The following is a 24,051-nucleotide window of genomic DNA, read 5'->3' as shown; positions in this document are numbered from 1 at the left end:
TGTGCCGGTGTTCGCGGGTGAACCCGCTCCCACAGGGGCCTGCTAAATCAATGAGTGATGTATTTGTGTTGGTTTTGCCTGGGCCTTTCCGTGCGGGGAGGGCCTGGGCTTTTTGCTGCCAGGGGCGGTTGATCTAGAATCCGCCTTTTTACCCGAGCCCCTCACCATGCTGCCCATCGAACTGTTGGCAACCACTGCCGACCAGGCCCCGCTGATTCGCAACCTCTATCAGTTCTACGCCTACGAGTCCTCGGACTGGGAGCAGGAAGACGTCGAAGTGGACGGCCGCTTCTATATCCATGACGAGCACCTGCAACGTTACTGGGGGGCCGATGGCTGGGGCGCGTACCTGGTGCTGGCAGACGGTTTCATCGCCGGTTTCGTGCTGGTCGAACGCAGCGAGCTGCCGGGCATCGACGCGTTCGAACTGGCTGACCTGTTCATCCTGAAAAAGTACCGCCGACAGGGCATCGGCCGGGCGGTGGCATTGCAACTACTGGGCGGCGAGGGCGACTGGTTGATGCGCTGTTACGCACAGGACATGCCTGCCGTGGCCTTCTGCAATGCCGTGCTGGCCGAGCTGTCGCGCCCGGCGCAGCCCATAGCCCTGGATGACGAACCGGGCTTGCTCAATTTCCTGGTCACGGGCGCCCGCCATTGAGGGGGTTGCAAGCCTTCGTTCGCTAATTGAAGGGATCGTGGCTTTTTGTGAGCTACTTCACAAAGTCGTCATCGAAGGCATAATGCCACCAATCCTTTTCATGCCTTTCGAAGGCCCAGGTAAAAGTCATGTCGCTAGTCGCAAGCCCCGACATCATGTACCGGCTGTTGATCCAGAGTGTGGTGGACTATGCCTTCTACCTGCTCACCCCCGAAGGTATCGTCGCCAACTGGAACCCCGGCGCCCAGCGCGCCAAGGGTTACCTGGCCGAGGAAATCGTCGGCAAGCACTACTCGTTGTTCTACACCGATGCCGAGCGCGCCGCCGGGCTGCCGGCGCTGAACCTTGAGCAGGCCCGCAGCACCGGGCGCTTCGAAGAGATCGGTTCGCGCCTGCGCAAGGACGGCACGGTCTTCCATGCCCATGTGGTGATCGACGCGGTGTACGACGATGCCGGGCAACTGGTGGGTTTTGCCAAGGTCACCCGCGACATTTCCGAGCGTCACCGGCAAGAGCTGGAACTGCTGCAGGCCAAGGAGCTGGCCGAGCAGTACAGCCAGGAAATGGCCAAGCTGTCGCAGTTCCTTGATTCGGTGATTGCCAACATCCCCGCCAGCGTCATTGTCCAGGACCTGGAGAGCCAGCGCATCCTGCTGGCCAACCAGCAGGCCGAACGCCTGTTCGGCGGGCCGCAGCGCAGCATGATCGGGCAGTTGCCCGGCGAGTGCCTGGCACCGGGCGTTGCCGGTTACCTGGAACAGCAACTGGCCCGTGGCGCCCGCAGCACCAAGGGGCATGCTGCCGAAACCCGGGTCGACACGGCCTGTGGCCCACGCACCCTGCGCAGCCGCACCTTGCTTAGCCAGAACCGTGAAGGCCAGGCCGACTATGTGTTGTTCGTTGCCGAAGATGCCACCGAAGAGCTGGCCGCCCACGCGCAGATCCACCACATGGCCCACCACGATGCGTTGACCGGGCTGCCCAACCGCACCCTTTTCAACGAACGCCTGCGCCAGGCCCTGTTGCGTGACAGCGAGCACGCCAAGCTGACCGCCGCACTGTGCCTGGACCTGGACAACTTCAAGAACATCAACGATTCGCTGGGCCACGCCTTTGGCGACAAGCTGCTGCGCGCGCTGGGCAAGCGCCTGCGCCGCGAGCTGCGCGAGCACGACACCCTGGCCCGCCTGGGCGGCGACGAGTTTGCGGTGGTGCTGACCGGCCTGGAAGGCCGGGAGGCCGCATGCAACACTGCGCAGCGCCTGATCAACGCGATCTGCCCACCGTTTCAGATCGAGGGGCACCAGTTTACGGTGGGGGTGAGCATCGGCATTGCCATTGCGCCGGAAGACAGCGACCAGGCCGAGCAACTGCTGGGCTACGCCGACATGGCGCTGTACGAGGCCAAGCGCAATGGTCGCAACCGCTACGAGTGCTTCAGCGTCGAACTGGACGTCGCCGCCCGCCAGCGCCGCCTGGTGGAAACCGACCTGCGCACTGCGCTGCACCTGGGCCAGTTGCAGCTGCACTACCAGCCGGTGGTCGACCAGCAGACCAGCAGCGTTACCGGCTACGAGGCGTTGCTGCGCTGGGAGCACCCGACCCGTGGCATGGTCATGCCCATGGACTTCATCCCCATCGCCGAGGAAACCGGGCTGATCCACGAACTGGGCACCCGGGCGCTGAACCTGGCCTGCCAGGAGGCGGCCAGCTGGGACAGCGAGCAGACGGTGTCGGTCAACCTGTCGGCAGTGCAGTTCAAGAATGCCAACCTGGTGCACACCGTGGCCCTGGCGCTGGCCGACTCCGGCCTGCCGCCACAGCGGTTGGAACTGGAGGTCACCGAGTCGGTGCTGCTGGGCAACAGCGAGGAAAACGTGCGTACCCTGCGTGCACTGAAGGACCTGGGCGTGTCCATTTCGCTGGACGATTTCGGCACCGGATACTCCTCGCTGGGTTACCTGCGTTCGTTCCCGTTCGACCGGATCAAGATCGACAAGTCGTTCGTGCATGACATGTGCGACAGCCGCGAGGCGATGTCGATCATTCGCGCCATTACCGACCTGTCCAACAGCCTGATGATCAAGACCACGGCCGAGGGGGTGGAGTCGGAGGAGCAGATGCGCCGGTTGGTGGCGGAGGGTTGCTCGCACTTCCAGGGTTACCTGTACGGGCGGCCGGCACCGGCGAACGAGCGGTTGAAGCAAGTCGTGACGCCGGCATAGTGCCCTTGCGCGGGCCTGCAGAATCACCGCAGCCGATCGGCCCGGCGCAGTACCTGTGGGAGCGGGTTCACCCGCGAAGCAGGCGACACGGTGGCTGGCACCGGCTGCGCCGGTGTTCGCGGGTGAACCCGCTCCCACATGGGCCGTGCAAGCTTTCAAGGCTTGATCAAGGCTTAGCTGTTCCAGTCTGGCGCAAACGCCGGGCTCACCACCCGCTGGTCCTTCGGCAACCCGGCGATCGCCGCGCGGTCCTCGTCATCCAGTTGCACGTTCGACGCCGCCAGGTTGGCCAGCTGGTTCTCGCGGCTGCCGGCCTTGGGGATCACCGCCACACCGTCCTGGTCCAGCAACCACTTCAGCGCCACCTGGCTGGGCAGTACGCCATGCTTGCGGGCGATCGCCTGGATCACCGGCTGCGCCGCCGCCTGCCCACGGGCCAGCGGGGTGTAGGCGGTGAGCAGCAGGTCGTGGCGGCGGGCATAGTCCAGCAGCGGTTGCTGGCCGAGCAGCACGTGGTATTCCACCTGGATCGCCGACAACGGCGCGCCCAGGGTTTCCACCACCTGGCGCAGCAGCCCCAGCGGGAAGTTGGCCACGCCGATGCTGCGCGCCTTGCCCTCGTCACGCAGGGCCACCAGGGTTTCGATGCTGCGGGCCAGGTCCCAGTCCTGGCTGGGCCAGTGGATGTGGAACAGGTCGACCTGCTCGGTACCCAGGGCGCGCAGGCTGTCCTCCAGCGACTGGCGCATGGCCTTGGGCGCCAGGCGATCCCACCATACCTTGGTGGTCAGGTGAATCTGCTCGCGCGGTACATCGCTGTCGCGCAGTGCCTGGCCGACGGCGGCTTCGTTGTCATAGGCAGTGGCAGTGTCTATGTGCCGGTAACCCAATTCAAGCGCCTGGCGCACGGCCTGGGTGCACTCGCTGCCGGTCATTGGCCAGGTGCCCAGGCCGATCGCGGGCAGGGCCAGGCCGTTACGGGTGGTGAGCCTTTGCATGTAAATTCCTTGTAGGGTGTGCAGGGTTCGCATTCGATGGTCGGCGATCAGCACGGCACGGGCCATGCGCGTGGGGCGGAAAGTGGTCGATCAGCGAACAGAAATTGCAGTCGGCCTTGGCTGGCGGCGATTGAACTTCCTTATTCTTCGGCATCTCTTCTAAAATTCGAGCTGTTGCATCCGCCAGGCTATGCCTGCGCGGCCTTCCCTGGGCGCCGCATCCAGCCGCGCCGTCATCGAGAGTGCCATGAGTTCCAGCACACCGCTGTCCGGAGTCAACCAACCCCTGCGCGGCATCGCCCTGGTGGTGGTGGCGACGTTCCTGTTCGCCAGTCACGATGCCCTGTCCAAGTTCCTGGGCGGTCTGTACCCGATCATCATGGTGGTGTGGGCGCGGTATGTGGTGCACACGCTGCTGATGGCCGGCATCTTCCTGCCCAAGGCCGGCCTCAACGTGCTGCGCACTCGCCGCCCTCTGTTGCAGACGTTACGCGCCCTGAGCCTGCTGAGTACCAGCCTGCTGTTCACCACAGGCCTGCAGTACCTGCCACTGGCCGAGGCCACGGCGGTCAACTTCCTTGCCCCGGTGCTGGTCACCGCGCTGTCGGCGCCACTGCTGAAGGAGCGGGTGACGGTGGGGCAGTGGGTGGCGGTGGTGATGGGCTTCATCGGCGTGCTGGTGGTGGTGCACCCGGGCGGGGCGATGTTCACCCCGGCCATCCTGTATCCGTTTGGTTCGGCGCTGGGCTTCTGCTTCTATCAGTTGCTGACGCGCATCCTGGCCGCGCACGACAGCCCGACCACCAGCAACTTCTATGCGGGGTTGTGCAACACCCTGGCGATGAGTGCGTTGGTGCCGTTCTTCTGGGAGATGCCGCGTTGGGACCATGCGCTGCTGATGCTGGCGCTGGGGGGCTTTGGCATGACGGCGCACCTGCTGCTGACCCAGGCCTTCCGCCATGCGGCACCTGCGTTGCTGGCGCCATTCAGCTATTGCCAGATCGTGTTCGCCGGGTTGCTTGGGTTGGTTGTCTACAGCCAGGTGCCGGACACCCTGAGCCTGGTGGGAATCTCGGTGATCTGCCTCAGCGGGCTGGGGGCGGCGTGGATGCAGCGGGGTAAGTGACAACCTGTAGTGGCCTCTTCGCGGGTAAACCCGCTCCCACAGGTACAGCGCAGTCCGCGGACAGGGCGCTGTACCTGTGGGAGCGGGTTCACCCGCGAAGGGGCCCTCAAACGCGACCCTTCAACAACGCCTGCAATGAGTCGTCAAAGTCGCGCAAGGCATCCGCCTGCACCGCCCGCTCATCCTCGACCACCCTCGCCACATCGCCCAGGCTTTTGCGGGCCCGCCCCTCAGCGCGGCCGATATAGGTCAGCTGGTCATCGAAAAAGCGCGCTACTACCCGGCTTTCGATCTCCGCACTGGCCAAACGGCTTTCGGTGTCCAGCAGCACGATCACGTCCGGGTGGTCGCCCAGCAGTGTGTCCAGGTCGTCATAGAAAGTCACTTCGGCAAACTGCTGCGCCAGTGACCGCGCCAGCCAGTCATACGCCTGGCTTTCGCTGCCCAGGGTCGCAACAGGGGCACGCTGGCCCTGGGCCGGTGCGCCTGCCTGGGTGCGATGGCTGCTGAGGTATTCGAGGGTTGCTTCGGCATCACGCCCCAGCAGTACCGCCACCCGTTGGCCAGGGGCCAGGGCGACACTGGAAATGGCCGTGGCCGAATAGAAGTGCCCGTAAGGCTGCGTGTCGGTAGCTGCCGGGCTGGCACAACCGCCAAGGGCGGCCAGCAAGGCGAGCAGGGCAGCGATCATGCCGGTTTTCATGGGAGGCCTCATCAATCGGTGAATGCCGCCATCTTCCGCCCGGGCTGGCCGCAGCGGAACTTGATGGCATTCATGGTGGCTATCGATGAGGTCGATGCATCACTGCGTGGCCATGAACTGCAGGATGCGCTCGCGCAGCCAGCGCTCGGCCGGGTCATTGTCCTGGGCACCGCTCCAGACCATCGACAGTTCGGCCTCGGTGATGTCGAACGGCGCCGGGTCGGCGCGCAGGCTGCCGTCGTCGGCCAGGGCGCAGGCGGCATAGTCCGGCACCGTGGCGATCAGCTCGGTGTTGCGCAGCAGGGCGCGCAGGCTGCCGAACTGCGGCACCGCCAGCACCACCTTGCGGCAGCGGCCGATGCGTGCCAGGTCGAGGTCGATATTGCCGCTCATGTCGCCGGAGAACGACACCATCACATGCGGGCGGGCGCAGTATTCGTCGAGGGTCAGCGGGCCCGGGCGGTCATCGGCGCGCAGCACCCGCACGCCGATGTTGCGCAGCTTGCGGCGCTTGGCGGTGGCCGGCAGGTCCGTGGTGTAGCTTACGCCCACCGAAATTTCGCCGCTGGCCAGCAGCCCCGGCATCAGCAGGAAGTTGGCCCGGCGCACCACCACACTGATATTCGGGGCCTCTTCGCGCAGCGCCTGCAGCAGGGCCGGGAACAGGCCGAATTCGGCATCGTCCGACAGGCCCAGGCGGAACACGTTGCAGCTGTTGACCGGGTCGAACTCGCGGGCGCGGCTGATGGCGGCGGAAATCACATCCATGGCCGGCCCCAGCTCGGCGAAGATCTGCATGGCCCGTGGCGTGGGCTCCATGGCCCGGCCGTTGCGGATCAGCAGCGGGTCGTCGAACAGCTCACGCAGGCGGGCGAGGGCGGCGCTGACGGTGGACTGGGTGATGAACAGCTTTTCGCCGACCCGGGTCAGGTTGCGTTCGATCATCAGGGCTTCGAACAGTACCAGCAGGTTCATGTCGACGCGGCGCAGGTCGTTGCGATTCATGAGGGTACGGGTTCCGGGTTGGAAGGGTTGGCGTTGTATTGGAGCATGCGGGCAGCTTGGTTGCCTTGTATGGATGTGCCGGCCTGTTCGCGGGCACGAACCTGACAGAGCCAAGCTATCGCCCCTCAATAGGCACTCTATTAGAACTCTGCCCAAGCTCGGCTAGTCTTTCCCCTGGCCCCGCGAATTCTGCCAGCGGGCGGCATGTCAGCACCTGTGTGCAAGACCACGCCAACCCCGTCATGACAGCTTCGCAAGCCCCGTGTAGACCTGATGAGGGGTAGCACGAGCCCACGCGCTCGGCTGAAAGAACACCTGGCATAGACCGGAAATCTGGATAACCGACCCAAAGGTACCCGCAGATGTCGGACGAATCGAAATGCCCGTTCCATCAAACCGCAGGTGGCGGCACCACCAACCGTGACTGGTGGCCTGACCAGCTCAACCTGAGAATTCTTCATCAACATTCCTCCAAATCCGACCCGATGGACCCGGATTTCGATTATGCCAAGGCGTTCAAGAGCCTCGACTTCCAGGCACTGAAGAAAGACCTGACCGCCTTGATGACCGACTCCCAGGACTGGTGGCCCGCCGACTTCGGCCATTATGGCCCGTTGTTCATCCGCATGGCCTGGCACAGCGCCGGCACCTACCGCATCGGCGATGGCCGGGGTGGTGCGGGCTCTGGCCAGCAGCGCTTCGCCCCGCTCAACAGTTGGCCGGACAACGTCAGCCTGGACAAGGCCCGGCGGCTACTGTGGCCGATCAAGCAGAAGTACGGCAACAAGATTTCCTGGGCCGACCTGATCGTGCTCACCGGCAACGTCGCCCTCGAGTCCATGGGCTTCAAGACCTTTGGCTTCTCCGGCGGGCGCGCCGATGTGTGGGAGCCGGACGAAGATGTGTACTGGGGCTCGGAAAAGGTCTGGCTGGGCGGTGACACCCGCTACGGCAAGGCCCAGCCGCCCGGCAAGGGCGACCTGGTGGCGGAACCGGCCAAGCGCCCCGAGGAGCAGGGCCGTACCCTGGAGGTCGAGCGCAACCTGGAAAACCCGCTGGCCGCCGTGCAGATGGGCTTGATCTACGTGAACCCGGAAGGCCCGGAGGGCAACCCCGACCCGGTAGCCTCGGGCAAGGACATCCGTGAAACCTTCGGCCGCATGGCCATGAACGATGAAGAAACCGTTGCGCTGATCGCCGGTGGCCACGCCTTTGGCAAGACCCACGGTGCCGGCCCTGCCGACAACGTCGGCCCCGAGCCGGAAGCAGCAGGCCTGGAGCTGCAGGGGTTGGGCTGGGCCAACAAGTTCGGCAGCGGCAAGGGTGGCGATACCATCACCAGCGGCCTGGAAGTGACCTGGACTTCCACCCCCACCCGATGGAGCAACGAATACCTCAACAACCTGTTCAACTTCGACTGGGAACTGACCAAGAGCCCGGCTGGTGCCCACCAGTGGCGGCCGAAGGAGGGCAAGGGGGCAGGCACCGTGCCGGATGCCCATGACCCGGCCAAGCGCCACGCGCCTTCCATGCTCACCTCCGACCTGGCGTTGCGTTTCGACCCGATCTACGAGCCGATCGCCCGCCGCTTCAAGGATAACCCTGACCAGCTGGCGGACGCCTTCGCCCGCGCCTGGTACAAGCTGATCCACCGCGACATGGGCCCATTGGCGCGCTATCTGGGCCCGGAAATGCCCAACGAAGAGCTGCTGTGGCAAGACCCGCTGCCAAAAGTGGATCACCCGCTGGTAGGCGAGCAGGACATTGCCGCGCTCAAGGCCAAGGTGCTGGCGGCGGGCCTGAGCGTTGGCGAGCTGGTGGCCACTGCCTGGGCAGCGGCGTCGACCTTCCGCGGTTCGGACAAGCGTGGCGGGGCCAATGGTGGCCGCCTGCGCCTGGCGCCGCAGAAGGATTGGGCGGCGAACCAGGGCACAGGCAAGGTGCTGGCGGCGCTGGAGAAAATCCAGGCCGAGTTCAATGCCGGTGGCAAGACAATCTCCCTGGCCGACCTGATCGTTCTGGCCGGTGGCGCCGCAGTGGAAAAGGCTGCCAAGGACGCCGGGCACAACGTCAGCGTGGCGTTCCGCCCTGGGCGTGTCGATGCCTCCCAGGCGCAGACCGACGTCGAGTCGTTCGCCGTGCTGGAACCGCTGGCTGATGGCTTCCGCAACTTCACCAAGGCCCGCTACAGCGTCAAGGCCGAGAAACTGCTGCTGGACAAGGCCCAATTGCTGACCCTGACCGCGCCGGAACTGACCGTGCTGATCGGCGGCCTGCGCGTGCTCGGCGCCAACCATGGCGGCAGCCAACAGGGCGTGTTCACCGACAAGGTCGGTACCCTGAGCAACGACTTCTTCCGCAACTTGCTGGACATGGGCGTTGAGTGGAAGCCGACCTCGGCGGATAACGAAACCTTCGAAGGGCGTGATCGCAAGACCGGCCAGGTGAAGTGGACCGGTAGTCGGGTTGACCTGGTGTTCGGCTCCCATGCCCAGTTGCGGGCGTTGAGCGAGGTGTATGGCAGCGATGATGGTGGTGACAAGTTCGTGCGGGATTTCGTGGCCGCCTGGGAGAAGGTGATGGAGCTGGATCGGTTTGATCTAGCCCAGTAAATCAGAGGGCTTTGGAGGAGAAGTTGTCATAACGCTGGCATTACCGGCAAAAAGTGCCTCTGCTCGCCCTCCGGCTCCGACGTCAGCGGAGGGCATCCAGCGGCCATGAACCTTGGCAATCATCGTCCAGTCTTTGTGGCCCATTTGCTTGGCGACCCACATTGGATTCTCGCCAGCGCTGAGCATCATCGAGGCGTACGTGTGGCGGCTCCGGTAAGGGCGCCGCCACCGTACGCCCGACTTTTTCATAGCAGGCATCCAGATGGTTCTGGAACCTTTGCGCCTCGGGTCTTGGCGCGGACCACCCGGATCTCTCCCTCGATCCAGTCGATATCCCACCGCTTAAGCGCAATCAATTCGGTAGGCCTAAGGCTAGTTCAGAAAGCGAACTGCAGTTGCGCCCATGTCTCCCCCCTCGATGCTTTTAGCAGAGCCTGCTCCTCTTCGGGCGTGAAAGGATCGATGTCGTCGTCCTCCTTGACCTCATCTCGATTCCGATATGACCATCCTGAAAGCGGATGGCTGTCAATTATCTCGTCCTCGATCGCATCGTTTAATGCAGATCGAAAGCAGGTCTTAACACTCGTGATTCTGGTGTTGGAGGCCTTGTATTCAGAAAACTTTTCCTTGAGAACCTTTTTGTTTAGGTTGCATCGTGCCAGGTGGCCAAAAAACGGCTTGAGCACTGACCTGATTATCGATCTGTACAGAATCGCCGTGCTGGTTTTTAGCTTTGGGGTCTTTCGCTCGAGCCATTCGTCGAGGTAGACACTGCGCAAAACGACTATGCCGCAGCCAAGCGACTGCAGCAGGAGCGCATCGGCGGCGATCAGTGCGTAGCTGCTGCTTCAATCATAGATACGGAGCTTGGCCTATGAAGGTGTCGTTGATTGTTCTGGCGTTGGCGCTGGCCGGCTGCGGTGGAAGGGTAGAGGCGCCGGTGCAGTACGTGCGTGTTGAGGTGCCGGTGCGGGTGCCATGCCGTGTGCCGAACGTTGCAGAACCGTCTTGGGCCGCCGCTGGGCTGAAGAAGGGAGACGGCTTGGAAGTGAAGGTGAGGGCGCTGCTGGCTGAGCGGCGACAGCGGATTGGGTACGAGAGACATCTGGTTTCTGCGGTTACCGCTTGTCATGAGACTGGCGCCGCCACTGGGAAATCTCGATAATGGCGGTTTGCTTCAACGCATCAGAGAAAAGCTATGTCCGGCAATAATATAAAAAAATATGATTATATAGATGCCCTTCGTGGGATCGCGATAGCTTTAGTAGTTCTTGTTCACGCCTCCCAGTCCGTAAAACCATTATCTGATGTGCTGATGCGAGTAATGACCGAGGGGGCACGAGGTGTTCAGCTTTTCTACATTGCCAGCGCTATCACGCTTTGTATGTCATGGAGCGCGCGACGGGAAGGTGATCTGCGCCCAGTACGTGATTTCTATCTACGCAGAATTTTCAGAATCGCGCCAATGTTCTACTTGGCGATTGCGTTGTTCCTCTTCTTGAATGGTACGGCGGCATCGTATTTTGCTCCCAATGGTATTAGTTGGTGGTTTGTTCCAGTTACTGCGCTGTTTTTGCATGGCTTCCATCCCGAAACTATAAACTCGGTAGTGCCTGGAGGCTGGTCGGTAGCTGTTGAGATGACCTTTTATCTAATTTTTCCTCTGTTGGTTCGCATAGAAAAGCTCAAGTATTTGTTTCTGCTTCTGGCGGCTGCATTGCTTCTTCAGAAAGCGAATGCACCGGTTGCAAGTTTAATTTTTCAGTATGAGCCTGCTCAGGAGTATTTGATTGATGTCTTTGCCTTCTACAATTTTATTGCCCAGTTTCCGGTGTTTGTGATTGGGTTGATTACATATCGATATCTCGCCGCGCAATGGAGAGTTGATGCGAAGGTTGTGATGTTGGCCTCGGCAGCATTTTTTGTTCTGTCAATCGAATTCTGGCGCCCGCAGCAGACGTTTGTACCAAGTCATGTGGTAGCAGGAGCTATTTTTGCCATTTTTTCGATATTTTTAGCTAGAAAGCCAATCTATCTGCTAGTGAATCCGTTGACAGTATTGCTTGGGAAGTTGAGCTTTAGTATGTATCTCGTGCATATCGCGATTCTAAAATTATTGAGTGGTACAAGAATTCCTGCAGCAATGGGTGAGGGTAATCTAAATAGTGTTTTGTTCTTCTTGTTTGTCCTCGCAATTACCGCCGTTGTGTCACGGATGACCTACAGCGTTATCGAGAAGCCAGGTATTGCGTTGGGGCGGAGATTGATTGAGAAGCTTGAAGCTAGGCATGCTTCAGAGCTTTTGGTCTGTAATGCAACAAAACTAAATGACAGCCGCCAGTAGAAATTTAACGTTTGACCAATTTTGAAGTGTTACTTGAGTTCAAAGGGCGGATGCAGAATGTCGCGAATGACGTTGGATCAATCACAGCAACTAGATTCTATTCGAGCGCTGGCGGCTTTTGCAGTGTTATTTGGACATACTTATCAAACCTTGCTTTTGCCAACACTGAATATTTGGTTTACTGCGGTCGTTCTATTATCCCAGTTTGCCGTTATGGCATTTTTTGTGCTGAGTGGATTTCTCATTGGGAAGTCTGTTTGCAACAATGTCTCCAGGAATAGATATTTTGACGTTGGTCGTTTTATTCTAGATAGAGCGCTTCGTCTCTATCCGCCATTGATTGCTGCTTTGATGCTGATGGTAGTGCTTGGATTGCTGGCCCAGTTCTGTTTTCCATCTGCTTCTAATTCATTTTTGCAGATTGATGGGGTGGGCTTTGTCAGGTCTGAATTTGTCGTATCTTTTCGTGATATTTGGGGTGCCTTAACATTTCTCAATGGATTTAAAGTCGAGAACCCGCCAGCTAACAGTCCGTTGTGGAGTTTGTCTATTGAAGCGTGGTATTACGTAACTGCTGCTGCGTTTGTTTTATGGCGGCGGAGAAAGATCATGTCGACCTTCCTGGCTTCGGCGGTGGTATTTGTAAGCTATGGAAACACATTGTTCTACATGCTGGCACCGGTATGGTTTGCGGGATTTGTTCTGGCATTTATTCATCAGAAAAATCCGATGATGAAAGGCGGCGTGTTTAGGCTTGCGTTTTTATTACTGAGCTGTGTTGCAGTGGCCTCAGTTGTATGCGCCTTGTACCCTAACCCGTCGGGTAACGAAATCGTCTACGATAAAGTTAACCTTTTCCGCTTGGCTTCTGGGCTCTGGTTCGCTTGCTTCCTAGCTTTGCTTCTGGGTGGCGTTTTGCGTTTCCCCAAGTACTTGCACCGACATGCGAGTTACTCTTACACCCTCTACGTCATTCACTTCCCGATAATGCTGTTTGCTTTGGGGGTATCACAGCCCTACATCTACGGCCACAGCATCAGGTCGCTGCTCGTGAGTGGCGCTGTAGTCGTCGTGTCGATTGTAGTGTCTTGGGTGTTAAGCAGGTGGCTTGAAAACAAAGCCTGGTTATCTGCAGTACTCAGCGTTGGTGCTGACAAAAAGGCTGCATAGATTGGCCACTGGTGCTGGCAGGCTGGTCGCGTCCTAGGCTACAGGCACAGTTCGGTCGGTTAAGCATGCGAGATGGCCTATGCTGCGCACCGGCGGCGAGAGGTCGATGACGGCGATCTGGTCGACATGCTTGAGATCGTCGAGTCGGCCAGGCTGTGGGCGCTGGAATGCGCCGATCTGTGAGGAGTTGTATAAAGGAACGGAATTGGTCGGCAGAACGCCTAAGGACGGAATGGCAAAGTCGCCATAAAGCTGGCATTGCGGAGCCATATAGGCCCCAATAGGCCCTAAAGAAGGACCAGCCAGATAGACGCAGCCCTTGTGTTTAAAGGGCTGCAAATATAGGTCGCAAGCTGGATCGTTTTGACCTGAAATAGCTTCGTCAGAAATGGGGGCGCTTTGCGCCCCTATCGCGACACAAGGCCGCTCCCAAAGGTTCGGCGCCGCATGTGGATTCGGCGCTGGCTTGTAGGAGCGGCCTTGTGTCGTGACAGGGCTGCAAAGCAGCCCCATGCTATCCGGGGGCTGGACCATTTCAAACTTCCTGTGCAAGCTGATGGACGACAGTGATTGCACACAGAAGGTGATCGTTCTTGAACCCCGAATCCATGCTGGCGGCATTGCCAGGCTACGCCATGTCGGCCGAGTCGATCCAGGTGCTGCCCGATGCCAAGGCCTACCGCGCCTGCCTGCTCGAGCGCATCCGCGCCGCAACCCGGCGTATCGTCATCGTTGCGCTGTACCTGCAGGAAGATGAGGCTGGCCAGGAAGTGCTGGATGCCTTGTACCAGGCCAAGGCCGCGCGGCCCGGGCTGGAAATCACCATCGTGGTCGACTGGTTCCGTGCCCGCCGCGGCCTGTTGGGCGCCGGGCGCCAGCCGGGTAACGCCGCCTGGTACCAGGCCCAGCGCCAGCACCATGGGCTGGATATCGTCATCCATGGCGTACCTGTGCAGACCCGCGAGCTGTTTGGCGTGTTGCACCTGAAGGGCAGCATCATCGACGACTGCGTGATCTACACCGGCGCCAGCCTTAACAACGTGTACCTGCACCGTTTCGACCGTTACCGCCTGGACCGCTACCACCTGTTCCAGTCACCAGAGCTGGCCGACGCCATGGTCGGGTTGGTGCGTCGCCTGCTGCACCACACCGCCACACCGCGCCTCGACCTGCCGGCGCCACCCTCCACCCGCAGCCTGCGCGGCGACATCCGGCGCTTGCGCGCGCGGCTGCGGCGCATGGCCTATGAGGCTCCGGCCAGCGGGGCGGGGCAGGGCCTGCGGGTTATCCCGCTGTTGGGCGTGGGCCGTGGCAACCCGCTGAACCGTGCAGTGTGCGCCTTGCTGGCGGCGGCACGCACGCAGGTCATCATCAGCACGCCGTATTTCAACCCACCCCGGGTGCTGATGCGCGAACTCGACCATGCCCTGGCGCGTGGCGTGCGGGTGGAACTGATCGTTGGTGATCGCACGGCCAACGACTTCTATATCGCCCCCGGCGAGCCGTTCAGCGCCAGCGGCGCGTTGCCCTACCTGTACGAAGACAACCTGCGCGCCTTCACTCGACGTCGCCACGCTGCGATTGCCAGCGGCCAGCTGCAGGTGCGGATCTGGAACGACCCCGGGCATACCTTTCATGCCAAGGGCGTGTGGGTCGACCAACGCTATTCGTTGCTGACCGGTAACAACCTGAATCCGCGCGGCTTCAATCTGGACCTGGAGAACGGCCTGCTGATCGATGACCCGCAAGGGCAATGGCTGGGGCCTCGGGAAGCAGAGCTGGCCGAGCTGCGCCGGCATGCGCCGAAGATCGGCTCGGCAGAGGAGTTGGGGGCCAAGGCCGAGCACCCCAAGGATGTGCGCAGGTTCCTGCGGCGGCTGCGCTACAGCCGGCTGGAGCCGCTCATCAAGCGGGTGCTCTGAGGGAGTTCAAGCGTTTTTGTGGGAGCGGCCTTGTGTCGCGAAAGGGCCGCAAAGCGGCCCCAGACGTTGGTGTCACTACCAAAATTGCCGGGGCTGCTCTGCAGCCCTTTCGCGACGCAAGGCCGCTCTCATAGAACTGCACATAACTTATTGAATTAGCAGGGACCCTGTGGGAGCGGCTTTAGCCGCGAACACCGGCGCAGCCGGTGCCATGCACCGCGTTGGATTCTTCGCGGCTAAAGCCGCTCCACAGGGTACGAGGATCGCTTGCGAATTCAGTTATCTGTGCGACAGCGCAGCCCAAAGGGCTGGGCAATCTCCCACAGTGACCGCAGTCAGGCTGCTGCACCTCTGGCCTCAGCCACCTTTGTTTCCTGTTTGCCCCGCGGCTTGAGCCGCGACACCGCAAACAGCACCACCGCCAACCCGACGACCTGATACAGCGAAATCTCCTCGCTCAGGATCGCCCACGATGCCAGCACCGTCAGCACCGGCCCCAGGTTGCCCACCGCGGCAGTATGGGTCGGCCCCAGGCGCTGTATCGCCAGCGCCACCCAGTAGATCGGCAACACCGTGGAAAACACCGCCATCAACCCGGCATTGGCCCACACTGCGCCTGGCAACTGCCACAACTGCCCGATCGGCGCCACCACCAGGTAATGCGCCAGCACCATCAGCGACGACGCAGTACCGCACAACCCGGCCAGGCGCATCGAGCCCATGCGCTTGAGCATCATTCCGGTGCCGGAGTAATACAGCGCGTAGGTCACCGCACTGGCGAACACCCACAGCGAGCCCAGCACTACCTGCTGGCCAGCCCCGGCCACACTGACGTCGTGGACAAAGGCAATGCCCAGCCCCAGGTAGCACAGGCCCATGGCCGACAAGGTGCGCAGGCTTGGCCGCTCACGCAGGGCGATGGCCTGGAACACCAGCACCAGGGTCGGGTAGGTGAACAGGATCAGCCGCTCCAGCCCGGCGCTGATGTACTGCAGGCCATAGAAGTCGAACAGGCTGGCCAGGTAGTAGCCCAGCAGCCCGAGCAACGCGACACGCAGCCCATCGCCCAGGTTGAGCGGTGCGCTGCCCTGACCACGGCTGGCCCATACCAGCCAGGCGAACATCGGCAGCGACAGCCCCATGCGCAATGCCAGCAGGCTGATGGCGTCCACCGCCCCTGCGGCATAGGCGAGCTTGACGAAGATGGCCTTGAAGCTGAAACCCAGGGCCGCCAGTACGGCGTACAGCGCGCCACTTTGCAGTTGGCGCTGGATCAGGCTGCGTAACGCGTTCATGGGGTACCCGCGGCAGAAGAAAGACAGGGTTATTCTGAACTGAAGGCAGCCCTACTAGCAGCGCTTTATCGAGGAATTGGCGATGAACCTGGCCATGCTGCCCGAACAGCCGCCGTGCGCGCCGAGCAGGAGCTGCCGGTGCGTCGGGTGGCCCTGTTGGAAAGCTGGGCCACCCTGGAGCTACGTTTGTGTTTCCGCGACTGGGAGCGCCTGAGCTCACATGGGCGGCAACTGGTAAGCTTTTTGTCCGGGCAACGGCTTACTGCGCAGGGGCCAGGCGAATACCACTCACCTGCACCTGGTCACCGGGCTTGAAGCGGGCATTGGGCGAGCGATAGCGCTGGGTACTGCCGTCGTCATGGCGTACCACGTAGGCTGCATCGCTGTGCCCGCTGCCTTGTTGCACGGCGGCGCCGCCAAATGCACCCAGGGCTGCACCGGCGATGGCGCCGAACGGGCCACCGAGCGCGGCGCCGACCATCAGGCCGGTGACGCCCCCGGCGCCATAGCCCACCGTGTTGTCGGGGCTTTCCGAGAGCACCTCGTCGGCGCAGGCGGGCAGGGCGATGGACAGGGACATTGCCAGAGGGAGGAGGATATTTTTCATGATGGTTATTTCCGCAAGGCAGGTAGTGGCGAAAGAGAATGGTTCAGCTTTCGTGCCAGCAGGGCAGCCCCTGCAGATGGGCGTGTTGCGCTGGTTCGTTGTCATAACGACAGCGGTTTTTGTGGTGCAAATGACACGCTGATGTCAATATGACATTTCACCCGCATGGGTATTGGCCAGGGCTGGGCTATCATTTGCAGGCTGGTGGTGCAAGGCTCCTCTGAAAAGTCATCACGAGCGCATACAATCGGGCCTTTTCCTCGTTAACCAGATAGGCCAATCCGTTTATGGCGCTTGATCCACCCACGATGCTGACTATCTCGATCGCCCTGGCTGCCGCGGCTGCGTTGTACCTGGCGATCGAGTGGCGCAGCGTTCGCGAGCCGTCGCTGCTGTTCTGGAGCGCAGGCTTTGCCACCATCACGATTGGTTCCACCCTGGCCTTGCTGCGCGGTATTGGTTTGTTGCTGATCGGCATCTGGTTCGCCAACGGCTTGCTGGTGGTGGCGCACTGGTTCTTCCTGATGGGCGTGTTGCGCTTCACCCAGGTGCGGCTGTCGCGTATCTGGTTATTGGTGGTGCTGGTGTGGTTCGCCTTGCTGCTGTTGCCTGTGGGGCCGCAGTGGTCGAAGGTGATGCTGATGGTCAACTCGTTGCTGGTGGCGCTGTTGACGCTCAAGGCCAGCTGGCTGTTGCGGCCGCATGGCTAGTCGCTGAGTGTTGGTGCCGTGCAGTTGCGCTACGTTTTGCTGGTTCATGGGTTGTTCTATGTGGCCAAGGCGATCATTGCGATCACACCGGGTACGCTGATTGACCTGGCCACCTTCGGTGGGTTGATCATTCAGGTTTCGTTGGTCGAAGGTGCGATGGCGATCATGCTGATTGCCTTGTCGATGACCGGCACCGTGCGCTACCGCCGAGAGGAGCGGATTGCCCGTCTGGCGGCCCGGGATCCGTTGACGGCGCTGTACAACCGGCGCGCACTGGAGGTTCGGGCGGGGCCTTTCTTCAAGGCAGTGGATTCGGCGCAGCCCGGGGCCTTGCTACTGATCGACATCGACAACTTCAAGCTGGTCAACGACCTGCACGGGCATGTTGCAGGGGACCGCTTGCTGATTGCCCTGAGCGAGATGATTCGCACAGTGCTGCCCGAGCGCTCGCTGGCGGCGCGGCTGGGCGGTGATGAGTTCGTCATTCTGCTGTGTGGTGCGAGCAGCGAGCGGGTCATGGAGCTGGGTGGACTGCTGCGCGAGCAGTTTCAGCAGTATGCAAGCAAGACGGTGCCTACGCCGCAGCCGGTCACCTTGAGCATCGGCGCCAACCTGTTCGACCATCCGCCGACGAGCCTGGCAGCCTTGATCGAGCAAGGGGATGTCGCCTTGTACCAGTCCAAGCGCGGTGGGCGCGACAGCATCCGCTTCGTCGAACGGCCGATGGCCGACCTCAGCCAGTAGCAGTTTTGCCTTTGCTTCTGCTTCTGCTTTTGCCTTTGCCTTTGCCTTTGCCTTTGCTTTTTGCTTTTGCTTCTAAGCGCGCGATAGTTCAGGCGCCGCCGATTGCGACTTCAGGAGGCCGAGCGAAGGGACTGCGGAGGGAGGTGACGGGCATGGATGCCCGTCAAGCGCTGAGGCCCCATGGATGGGGCCTGCAGCGCGTACTCCCGGGAGCAGGCCCGTAGCGAGGGGACCCCGGAGCGAAGCGTAGGGGCCGGATGATGGGAGCCGACGGTTTTTGGTTCCTTTTTGCCACGACAAAAAGGGACCCGCCGTAAGGGCGGAAAGGTGATTAAGCGCCACCATCGCGAATGAATGTCTACTAGATGTAAAGGCCCACATCCAAAAAGCCAAATAGCTGCAGGCCCCGTCCATGGGGCCTAAGCAAGAATGGCGAATCAGGTCACCACCTGGTAGCACGGTACATACGCCGCGCCGCCCGGCAGCTTCATCCGGTGCTGGTCGACGAACGCCTGCAACAGCCGTCCCAGTGGGTCCAGCACGGCGCTGTCGCCACGGATCTGATACGGCCCGTGTTCCTCGATCAGGCGGATGCCCTTGTCCTTCACGTTGCCGGCGACGATGCCGGAAAACGCCCGGCGCAAGTTGGCAGCCAGTTCGTGGGCCGGCAGCTCGCGGCGCAGGTCGAGGTCGGCCATGGCCTGGTGGGTCGGGTCGAACGGCCGCTGGAAGCTCTCCTCGATCTTCAGCAGCCAGTTGAAGTGGAAGGCATCGTTGCGCTCGCGGCGGAACTGCTTCACCGCCTTGAGCCCTTCGACCATGTGTCGGGCAACTTCCGCCGGGTCATCGATGATGATCTTGTACAAGCGATGCGCCGCTTCACCCAGGGTGGCGCCGACGAACGCGTGCAACTGTTGCAGATACGGCTCGGCGCTGCGCGGCCCGGTGAGTACCACCGGGAACGGCAGCTCCTGGTTGTCCGGGTGCATGAGGATACCCAGCAGGTAGAGGAACTCCTCGGCCGTGCCGGCACCGCCCGGGAAGATGATGATGCCGTGGCCGACACGGACGAAGGCTTCCAGGCGCTTCTCGATGTCCGGCAGGATCACCAGTTCGTTGACGATCGGGTTGGGTGCTTCGGCGGCGATGATGCCGGGCTCGGTCAGGCCCAGGTAGCGGCTGCCGTGCATGCGTTGCTTGGCGTGGGCAATGGTGGCGCCCTTCATCGGGCCCTTCATCACACCCGGGCCGCAGCCAGTGCACACGTCCAGCTTGCGCAGGCCCAGCTCGTGGCCGACCTTCTTGGTGTACTGGTACTCCTCGCTGCTGATCGAATGGCCACCCCAGCACACCACCATCTTCGGCTCCACGCCCGGCCGCAGGGTGCGAGCGTTGCGCAGCAGGTGGAACACGTAATCAGTGATGCCCTGGGAGCTTTCCAGGTCGATGCGCTGGCTGGCCAGCTCGCTTTCGGTGTAGACGATGTCGCGCAGGGCGCTGAACAGCATTTCACGGGTGCTGGCTATCATTTCGCCATCAACGAAAGCATCGGCCGGGGCATTCAGCAGCTCCAGGCGCACGCCGCGGTCCTGTTGATGAATACGCACCTCGAAGTCCTGATAGGCCTCGAGGATGGTCTTGGCATTGTCGACATGGGCGCCGGTGTTGAGGATGGCCAGGGCGCACTGGCGGAACAGGGTGTAAAGGCTACCGGTACCGACTTCACTCAGTTGCTGCACTTCACGTTGTGACAGCGTCTCCAGGCTGCCTTTGGGGCTGACGGATGCATTGATGACATGGCGTTGAGGCATCTAAGTCTTTCCTGTGCGGGTAAAACATCCTTCTTTGACAACACCATACCGAGAAATTTGGACGGCAACGAGGGGGAGCAACAAAAACCTCATCAGACCGAGCCGCCTGCTTCGCGGGTAAACCCGCTCCTACAGGTATCGCGTTGCTTTCAGAACCTGCGCCGTACCTGTGGGAGCGGGTTTACCCGCGAAGCAGGCGACTCGCTCTCAAGTCATCCCAACAGCCTCTGCACGGCCAGGATAATCGCCACGCCACCAAACACCAGCCAGAGGTTGAGAATCGCCCCGGTGGCCAGGGCCCGCGGCCCAGCCTGACGAATCTGGCTGAAGCGTGTCTCCATCCCCAGCGCGGTCATGGCCATGGTCAGGGCAAAGGTATCCAGGCTGTTGACCGCCTGCGTCACGCTGCCCGGCAACACCTGCAGCGAGTTCACCAGTACCAGCGCGAGGAAGCCGAAGGCGAACCAGGGCATGGCGATGCGCCCGTTGCCCTGTGCCTGGCCCGGCTGGCGCGCGCGGCTGATCCAGAGGCCCACCACCAGCAGCACCGGTACCAGCAGCATCACCCGGGTCATCTTGACGATGGTGGCGATATGCGTGGCCTCGGGGCTGACGTTGCTGGCCGCACCGACCACCTGGGCCACCTCGTGAATGGTGCCACCCAGGAACAGCCCGGCGCCCATGGTATCCAGGTGCAGCCAGCCGGCATTGATCGCCAATGGGTAGAGGAACATCGACAGGGTGCCGAACAGCACCACGCTACCAACCGCCATGGCGCTTTTATGCGGTGCGCTGCGCAGGGCCGACTCGAAGGCCAGAACCGCAGCGGCGCCGCAGATGGCGCTGCCTGCGGCGGTCAGCAAGGCGGTATCGCGGTCCAGCTTGAACAGCTTCATGCCACACCACAGGCCGATCAGCAGGGTGCTGGACACCACCAGCAACGACACGATGAGCCCGGACCAGCCGACTTCGGCTATTTCCTGCAGGCTTACCCGCAGGCCGAAGAAGGCCACGGCAATGCGCAGCAGGCCGCGGGCGGAAAAGTTGATACCCGCCGCCCAGCTGGCGGGAACGCCGTCACGCAGTGCATTGCCGTAAAGCGCACCGGCGACAATACCGACGATCAGCGGGCTGATACCCAGGTTGGCGATGGCGGGCAGGGCGGCCAATTGGGTGACCGCAAGCGCGAACAGCGCGACGAACAGGATGCCATTGAGCCGCCCTCGGGTAGAGAGGGTAGGTGCAAAGGCGGGGTTGGACGGAGCCGTGGCCATGTGAGTCCTCCGGAAAGGTGTTTCGACATGGCTTACGTTAATCTGGTTATAAGCTTATAAAAAATCGTAATTTGGGATGGCAAATATCCGTTTAGCTGATATTTTTCATTCATGACCCCAGAACAACTGATAACTTTCGCCACCGTCGCCGAGCACGGCAACATCAGCCATGCGGCCCAAGCCCTGCACTTGTCGCAGCCGGCGGTGTCTGGCCAGCTCAAACTGCTGCAGGAGGCCTTTGGCGAGCCGCTGTATCAGCGCGCCGGCCGTGGTGTGCGGCTTACAGCAGCTGGCGAGCAATTGCTGGCCCATGCCGAGCGCCTGCGCGAAACCTTCCGTCAGGCCCAGGCATTGCGCGAGGCCATGCGCGGGCTGGAGCGCGGTACCTTGCGCATCGGCGCCAGTACCACGCCGGCCAGCTATCTGCTGCCTTACCTGATTGCCGATTTCCATGCCCGCTACCCGGAGGTGCTGGTGAGCACTTCCAACGGCAATACGGCAGAAATCGTCGCTGCGCTGGACAGCGTCGATATCGCCCTGATCGAAGGGCCGCCTGGGCAGGAGCTGCCATTGGGGACGTCGGTGACGGCGTGGCGGGAAGACGAGATCGTGGCCATCGTGCCGCGTGGTCATCCTCTGGCTGGCAGTGACCGACACACGCTGGCGTCGCTGGGGGCTTACCCGTTGGTGCTGCGCGAGAGCGGCTCGGGTGTGCGGCAGATCGTCGAGCGGGCATTTGCCCGCAGCGGCGTGGCGATGCGCGTGGCGCTGGAAATTGCTGGCGTGGAAGGGGTGAAGGAGGCAGTGCGAGCCGGGATGGGGATTGGCTTTGTGTCGGCGATGTCGATCCGACATGAGGACGGGGCGTTGCAGCGGTTGCAGGTTATGCCGCAGGCGTTGGTGCGCCGGTTTTCCATTCTGGTGCCGCATGCAGCCACCCCGTCGCGGGCTGCGGCGCGGTTTCTGGAGTTGTGTGTTGGCCTGCAAGAGGTGGGGTGACTGTGCTGGCTTCTTCGCGGGCTTGCCCGCTCCCACAGGTTTCTCACGGTTCTTGAATGCGGTGCGGTACCCCGCCGCTCAGCTCTCAAAGCGTGTTTATCCGTAACGGAAATCCGTACGATTCGAAAAGATCCCATACGTCCTCGCGATCGAAGAGCCGCCACCCCAGTGCCGTGAACCGCGTCAGGTCATCCTCGCTGGGAAAGGAGTAGTAGGCCCCGGCAGATCGATCTTGAGACGTTCCCGTCATAGGCTCATCGCGCTCCAGTCGCCTGATTGCGTTCAGGATGAGACGCGCGCCTGGTTGATAAAGTGAAAGGATGTGCCACAGTAAGGAGCGCTCCTTTTCGACTGCCACCCTGGCAGTCTCAATGATGCGACCAACGTCAATGCCGGGACTGTCGATCCAATGGAGCGTACAGCCGATCTCCGGGTCCCCGTTCAGCAGCGCCCGGAAGGTCGCCAGAACACCTCGATACTGAGGCAAGAGGCCAGAGTGAAGATTGAGGACGCCACGTGACGGAATTGCCAGCGCTTCATTCTTCAGGATCTGACCAAAGCGGATTGAGATGAACAGATCTGCTCCCGCGTCCTGCAGCATTTGCAGGCCCGCAGGATCACTCAAGCTGGGCAATACCCGTACAGGAACCCCAAAGCGTTGCTGCAGTTCTGCAAAACCGAATCGATGCCCGCTGCTGACCTGGTCGCTCGATCCGATTAATCCAGGGGCCAAGGCATTGAAGAAGTCCTGCTCGATCAATGCCAGTTGTCCGAGCATGCGTGACACGTTCCTGGCCGATCCCACTCTCTCCGAGAGGAATATTCCCACTGTGCTCTCGTGAATCTCGGGCAACAGTAAATTGAGAGTGAGGTTGCTCTCTACGTCCCGGTTCACCAGAAAAGCGATTCGCAACTTTAGACCTCCGGCAGACCTGCCTTTCAATCAGTTTCGGTATTCAGACCGAGCATAGTTGCATTTTCGTCATTCAAGTTGACTCTGCCGTTTGCTCCCGGGCTCATGCCCGGGAGCGGCTATCAGGCGTCTGCTCAGTGGTGAGCGGCCAGTGCTTCCAATTCACGGATGACATCCCAGGGTTTGAGCACCAGCACATCACTTTCCATGGCATCAAGTACTAATTCGGCGGTGTTACCTAGCAGTACGCCACTCAGGCCTCTGCGCGCCACGCTGCCGAGAACCGTGAGGGCGGCGCCTAGCTGATGGGCGACATGCGGAATCAGCTGGTCGGCAGGGCCTTCCGCAAGGTGCAGGTGTTGGTCGTCGATATCGAACTCGTCCTGATAGCCCTGGCACTGCTCATGGTAGAAGGTCAGGATGCTTTCCTTGAGCTGGAATATGGGGTCGGCTGCCGACAGCATCGGGTAAGGGTAGGCGCTCATCATGTGCAGGCTGGCATGACTGAGGTGGGCGATGTCGTGGCCGTGGCTGAGGATGCCAACCTGCAGCACACGATGCTTGAGGTCGTCGCTGCCGGCGTCAATGGCTGTAAGGATGGGGCGCTCTGTCCAAGGATTGGCATGCTTGACCATCAGCACCGGGCTCGGGCACCGGCGCAGCAAGTGCCAAAATGGTCAGGGCCAGGTCATCGTGCTGGTGTTGGGCCAACACCACCAGGGCGTTACGGGTGGTATGCATGGCGCCTCCCTGTACATTGAGTACGTTTTGGGGATGGCGCGGACGCTTCTCTAGTTGTCCCTGCGATAGGCATACGCGTCGATTATCGCGACTACATTCGGTTCACCGGATTCGGGAGCCGAATCTGCCTCTGCCAAGCATTGTCTCGCGTCGTGGTCGGGCATAACGCTAGTGCGCTGAACACGCCACGA

General features: G+C 61.4%; 19 protein-coding genes and 3 pseudogenes. 11 read left to right on the top strand and 11 right to left on the bottom strand.

Annotation, left to right across the window (positions count from 1 at the left end; all coding sequences use genetic code 11):
• Window positions 1–166: 166 nt before the first annotated feature.
• The gene (locus tag QN085_RS15440) at window positions 167–661 is read left to right on the top strand and encodes a GNAT family N-acetyltransferase (RefSeq protein WP_015270756.1); all 495 of its coding nucleotides are present in this window, start codon (window positions 167–169) and stop codon (window positions 659–661) included.
• Between the two features lie 128 nt (window positions 662–789).
• Complete coding sequence (locus QN085_RS15435; RefSeq protein ID WP_041505873.1) at window positions 790–2,886, top strand: putative bifunctional diguanylate cyclase/phosphodiesterase; 2,097 nt, start codon at window positions 790–792, stop codon at window positions 2,884–2,886.
• A 173-nt stretch (window positions 2,887–3,059) separates the two neighbouring features.
• Here the strand turns inward: QN085_RS15435 and QN085_RS15430 are convergent, their stop codons facing one another.
• On the bottom strand, window positions 3,060–3,884 hold the full coding sequence (locus QN085_RS15430; RefSeq protein WP_041505874.1) for an aldo/keto reductase: 825 nt from the start codon (window positions 3,882–3,884) through the stop codon (window positions 3,060–3,062).
• A gap of 247 nt (window positions 3,885–4,131) precedes the next feature.
• Here QN085_RS15430 and QN085_RS15425 point away from each other — a divergent pair, with 247 nt between their 5' ends.
• Complete coding sequence (locus QN085_RS15425) at window positions 4,132–5,010, top strand: DMT family transporter (protein WP_015270753.1); 879 nt, start codon at window positions 4,132–4,134, stop codon at window positions 5,008–5,010.
• A gap of 106 nt (window positions 5,011–5,116) precedes the next feature.
• Here the strand turns inward: QN085_RS15425 and QN085_RS15420 are convergent, their stop codons facing one another.
• Window positions 5,117–5,713 (bottom strand): hypothetical protein, encoded by a 597-nt coding sequence (locus tag QN085_RS15420; protein ID WP_023660812.1) that lies wholly within the window; start codon window positions 5,711–5,713, stop codon window positions 5,117–5,119.
• A gap of 99 nt (window positions 5,714–5,812) precedes the next feature.
• Window positions 5,813–6,718, bottom strand: coding sequence for a LysR family transcriptional regulator (locus QN085_RS15415; protein ID WP_013973059.1), 906 nt, complete (start codon window positions 6,716–6,718; stop codon window positions 5,813–5,815).
• 362 nt (window positions 6,719–7,080) lie between these two features.
• On the opposite strand from QN085_RS15415, the gene katG reads away from it, so the two are divergent.
• The gene (katG, locus tag QN085_RS15410) at window positions 7,081–9,330 is read left to right on the top strand and encodes a catalase/peroxidase HPI (protein ID WP_285687114.1); all 2,250 of its coding nucleotides are present in this window, start codon (window positions 7,081–7,083) and stop codon (window positions 9,328–9,330) included.
• Here katG and QN085_RS26020 read toward each other — a convergent pair.
• Window positions 9,319–10,100, bottom strand: a pseudogene (locus QN085_RS26020) (site-specific integrase); the annotation flags it as partial. The gene katG and the pseudogene QN085_RS26020 overlap by 12 nt on opposite strands.
• Window positions 10,101–10,204: 104 nt before the next feature.
• On the opposite strand from QN085_RS26020, the gene QN085_RS26015 reads away from it, so the two are divergent.
• The 3 genes from QN085_RS26015 to QN085_RS15390 all read left to right on the top strand — a co-directional run bounded on the left by QN085_RS26015 (window position 10,205) and on the right by QN085_RS15390 (window position 12,844).
• Window positions 10,205–10,495 carry a hypothetical protein gene (locus QN085_RS26015; RefSeq protein WP_023662770.1) on the top strand — a complete coding sequence of 97 codons (291 nt, stop codon included), beginning with the start codon at window positions 10,205–10,207 and terminating at the stop codon, window positions 10,493–10,495.
• A 33-nt stretch (window positions 10,496–10,528) separates the two neighbouring features.
• Window positions 10,529–11,674, top strand: coding sequence for an acyltransferase family protein (locus tag QN085_RS15395; RefSeq protein ID WP_023662771.1), 1,146 nt, complete (start codon window positions 10,529–10,531; stop codon window positions 11,672–11,674).
• A 66-nt stretch (window positions 11,675–11,740) separates the two neighbouring features.
• The gene (locus tag QN085_RS15390; protein WP_164842911.1) at window positions 11,741–12,844 is read left to right on the top strand and encodes an acyltransferase family protein; all 1,104 of its coding nucleotides are present in this window, start codon (window positions 11,741–11,743) and stop codon (window positions 12,842–12,844) included.
• A 33-nt stretch (window positions 12,845–12,877) separates the two neighbouring features.
• Here the strand turns inward: QN085_RS15390 and QN085_RS15385 are convergent, their stop codons facing one another.
• Window positions 12,878–13,378 carry a hypothetical protein gene (locus QN085_RS15385; RefSeq protein WP_128637336.1) on the bottom strand — a complete coding sequence of 167 codons (501 nt, stop codon included), beginning with the start codon at window positions 13,376–13,378 and terminating at the stop codon, window positions 12,878–12,880.
• A gap of 59 nt (window positions 13,379–13,437) precedes the next feature.
• On the opposite strand from QN085_RS15385, the gene pssA reads away from it, so the two are divergent.
• Window positions 13,438–14,766, top strand: a complete 1,329-nt coding sequence (pssA, locus tag QN085_RS15380; protein WP_015270750.1) for a CDP-diacylglycerol--serine O-phosphatidyltransferase — start codon at window positions 13,438–13,440, stop codon at window positions 14,764–14,766.
• 335 nt (window positions 14,767–15,101) lie between these two features.
• On the opposite strand, the gene QN085_RS15375 is transcribed toward pssA, so the two are convergent.
• Together QN085_RS15375 and QN085_RS15370 are read right to left on the bottom strand one after the other, a co-directional pair.
• Window positions 15,102–16,061 (bottom strand): DMT family transporter, encoded by a 960-nt coding sequence (locus QN085_RS15375; protein ID WP_023661581.1) that lies wholly within the window; start codon window positions 16,059–16,061, stop codon window positions 15,102–15,104.
• 259 nt (window positions 16,062–16,320) lie between these two features.
• Window positions 16,321–16,668 (bottom strand): YMGG-like glycine zipper-containing protein, encoded by a 348-nt coding sequence (locus QN085_RS15370; protein WP_024087314.1) that lies wholly within the window; start codon window positions 16,666–16,668, stop codon window positions 16,321–16,323.
• Here QN085_RS15370 and QN085_RS15365 point away from each other — a divergent pair.
• Together QN085_RS15365 and QN085_RS15360 are read left to right on the top strand one after the other, a co-directional pair.
• Window positions 16,667–16,810, top strand: a complete 144-nt coding sequence (locus tag QN085_RS15365) for a hypothetical protein (RefSeq protein WP_024087313.1) — start codon at window positions 16,667–16,669, stop codon at window positions 16,808–16,810. The genes QN085_RS15370 and QN085_RS15365 overlap by 2 nt on opposite strands.
• 145 nt (window positions 16,811–16,955) lie before the next feature.
• Window positions 16,956–18,122: pseudogene (locus QN085_RS15360) on the top strand (GGDEF domain-containing protein).
• Between the two features lie 437 nt (window positions 18,123–18,559).
• On the opposite strand, the gene ppnN reads toward QN085_RS15360, so the two are convergent.
• A complete protein-coding gene (gene ppnN, locus QN085_RS15355; RefSeq protein ID WP_003258655.1) occupies window positions 18,560–19,933 on the bottom strand; it encodes a nucleotide 5'-monophosphate nucleosidase PpnN in 1,374 nt (457 codons plus the stop codon).
• 212 nt (window positions 19,934–20,145) lie between these two features.
• A complete protein-coding gene (locus QN085_RS15350) occupies window positions 20,146–21,207 on the bottom strand; it encodes a YeiH family protein (protein ID WP_023661050.1) in 1,062 nt (353 codons plus the stop codon).
• 111 nt (window positions 21,208–21,318) lie between these two features.
• On the opposite strand from QN085_RS15350, the gene QN085_RS15345 reads away from it, so the two are divergent.
• Window positions 21,319–22,206 (top strand): LysR family transcriptional regulator, encoded by an 888-nt coding sequence (locus tag QN085_RS15345; RefSeq protein ID WP_023661049.1) that lies wholly within the window; start codon window positions 21,319–21,321, stop codon window positions 22,204–22,206.
• Between the two features lie 85 nt (window positions 22,207–22,291).
• Here QN085_RS15345 and QN085_RS15340 read toward each other — a convergent pair whose 3' ends face one another.
• Window positions 22,292–22,984 (bottom strand): formyl transferase, encoded by a 693-nt coding sequence (locus QN085_RS15340; protein ID WP_230397101.1) that lies wholly within the window; start codon window positions 22,982–22,984, stop codon window positions 22,292–22,294.
• 269 nt (window positions 22,985–23,253) lie between these two features.
• Window positions 23,254–23,790 (bottom strand): annotated as a pseudogene (locus QN085_RS15335) (universal stress protein); the annotation flags it as partial.
• Window positions 23,791–24,051 lie beyond the last annotated feature (261 nt).

This window comes from Pseudomonas sp. M2(2023), from assembly GCF_030263955.1.
Classification (GTDB): domain Bacteria; phylum Pseudomonadota; class Gammaproteobacteria; order Pseudomonadales; family Pseudomonadaceae; genus Aquipseudomonas; species Aquipseudomonas asiatica.
Note: the sequence above shows the minus strand (reverse complement) of the source record. Positions and strands in the feature narration are given on the sequence as shown.

Coding starts and splice junctions, on each gene's coding strand:
- QN085_RS15375 (WP_023661581.1), bottom strand. CDS start 16,061: ATGAACGCGTTACGCAGCCTGATCCAGCGCCAACTGCAAAGTGGCGCG.
- QN085_RS26015 (WP_023662770.1), top strand. CDS start 10,205: ATGAAGGTGTCGTTGATTGTTCTGGCGTTGGCGCTGGCCGGCTGCGGT.
- QN085_RS15390 (WP_164842911.1), top strand. CDS start 11,741: ATGACGTTGGATCAATCACAGCAACTAGATTCTATTCGAGCGCTGGCG.
- QN085_RS15440 (WP_015270756.1), top strand. CDS start 167: ATGCTGCCCATCGAACTGTTGGCAACCACTGCCGACCAGGCCCCGCTG.
- QN085_RS15430 (WP_041505874.1), bottom strand. CDS start 3,884: ATGCAAAGGCTCACCACCCGTAACGGCCTGGCCCTGCCCGCGATCGGC.
- QN085_RS15420 (WP_023660812.1), bottom strand. CDS start 5,713: ATGAAAACCGGCATGATCGCTGCCCTGCTCGCCTTGCTGGCCGCCCTT.
- ppnN (WP_003258655.1), bottom strand. CDS start 19,933: ATGCCTCAACGCCATGTCATCAATGCATCCGTCAGCCCCAAAGGCAGC.
- QN085_RS15425 (WP_015270753.1), top strand. CDS start 4,132: ATGAGTTCCAGCACACCGCTGTCCGGAGTCAACCAACCCCTGCGCGGC.
- QN085_RS15415 (WP_013973059.1), bottom strand. CDS start 6,718: ATGAATCGCAACGACCTGCGCCGCGTCGACATGAACCTGCTGGTACTG.
- katG (WP_285687114.1), top strand. CDS start 7,081: ATGTCGGACGAATCGAAATGCCCGTTCCATCAAACCGCAGGTGGCGGC.
- QN085_RS15365 (WP_024087313.1), top strand. CDS start 16,667: ATGATGGTTATTTCCGCAAGGCAGGTAGTGGCGAAAGAGAATGGTTCA.
- QN085_RS15345 (WP_023661049.1), top strand. CDS start 21,319: ATGACCCCAGAACAACTGATAACTTTCGCCACCGTCGCCGAGCACGGC.
- QN085_RS15350 (WP_023661050.1), bottom strand. CDS start 21,207: ATGGCCACGGCTCCGTCCAACCCCGCCTTTGCACCTACCCTCTCTACC.
- QN085_RS15340 (WP_230397101.1), bottom strand. CDS start 22,984: ATGCTCGGACAACTGGCATTGATCGAGCAGGACTTCTTCAATGCCTTG.
- QN085_RS15395 (WP_023662771.1), top strand. CDS start 10,529: ATGTCCGGCAATAATATAAAAAAATATGATTATATAGATGCCCTTCGT.
- QN085_RS15385 (WP_128637336.1), bottom strand. CDS start 13,378: ATGGTCCAGCCCCCGGATAGCATGGGGCTGCTTTGCAGCCCTGTCACG.
- QN085_RS15370 (WP_024087314.1), bottom strand. CDS start 16,668: ATGAAAAATATCCTCCTCCCTCTGGCAATGTCCCTGTCCATCGCCCTG.
- QN085_RS15435 (WP_041505873.1), top strand. CDS start 790: ATGTCGCTAGTCGCAAGCCCCGACATCATGTACCGGCTGTTGATCCAG.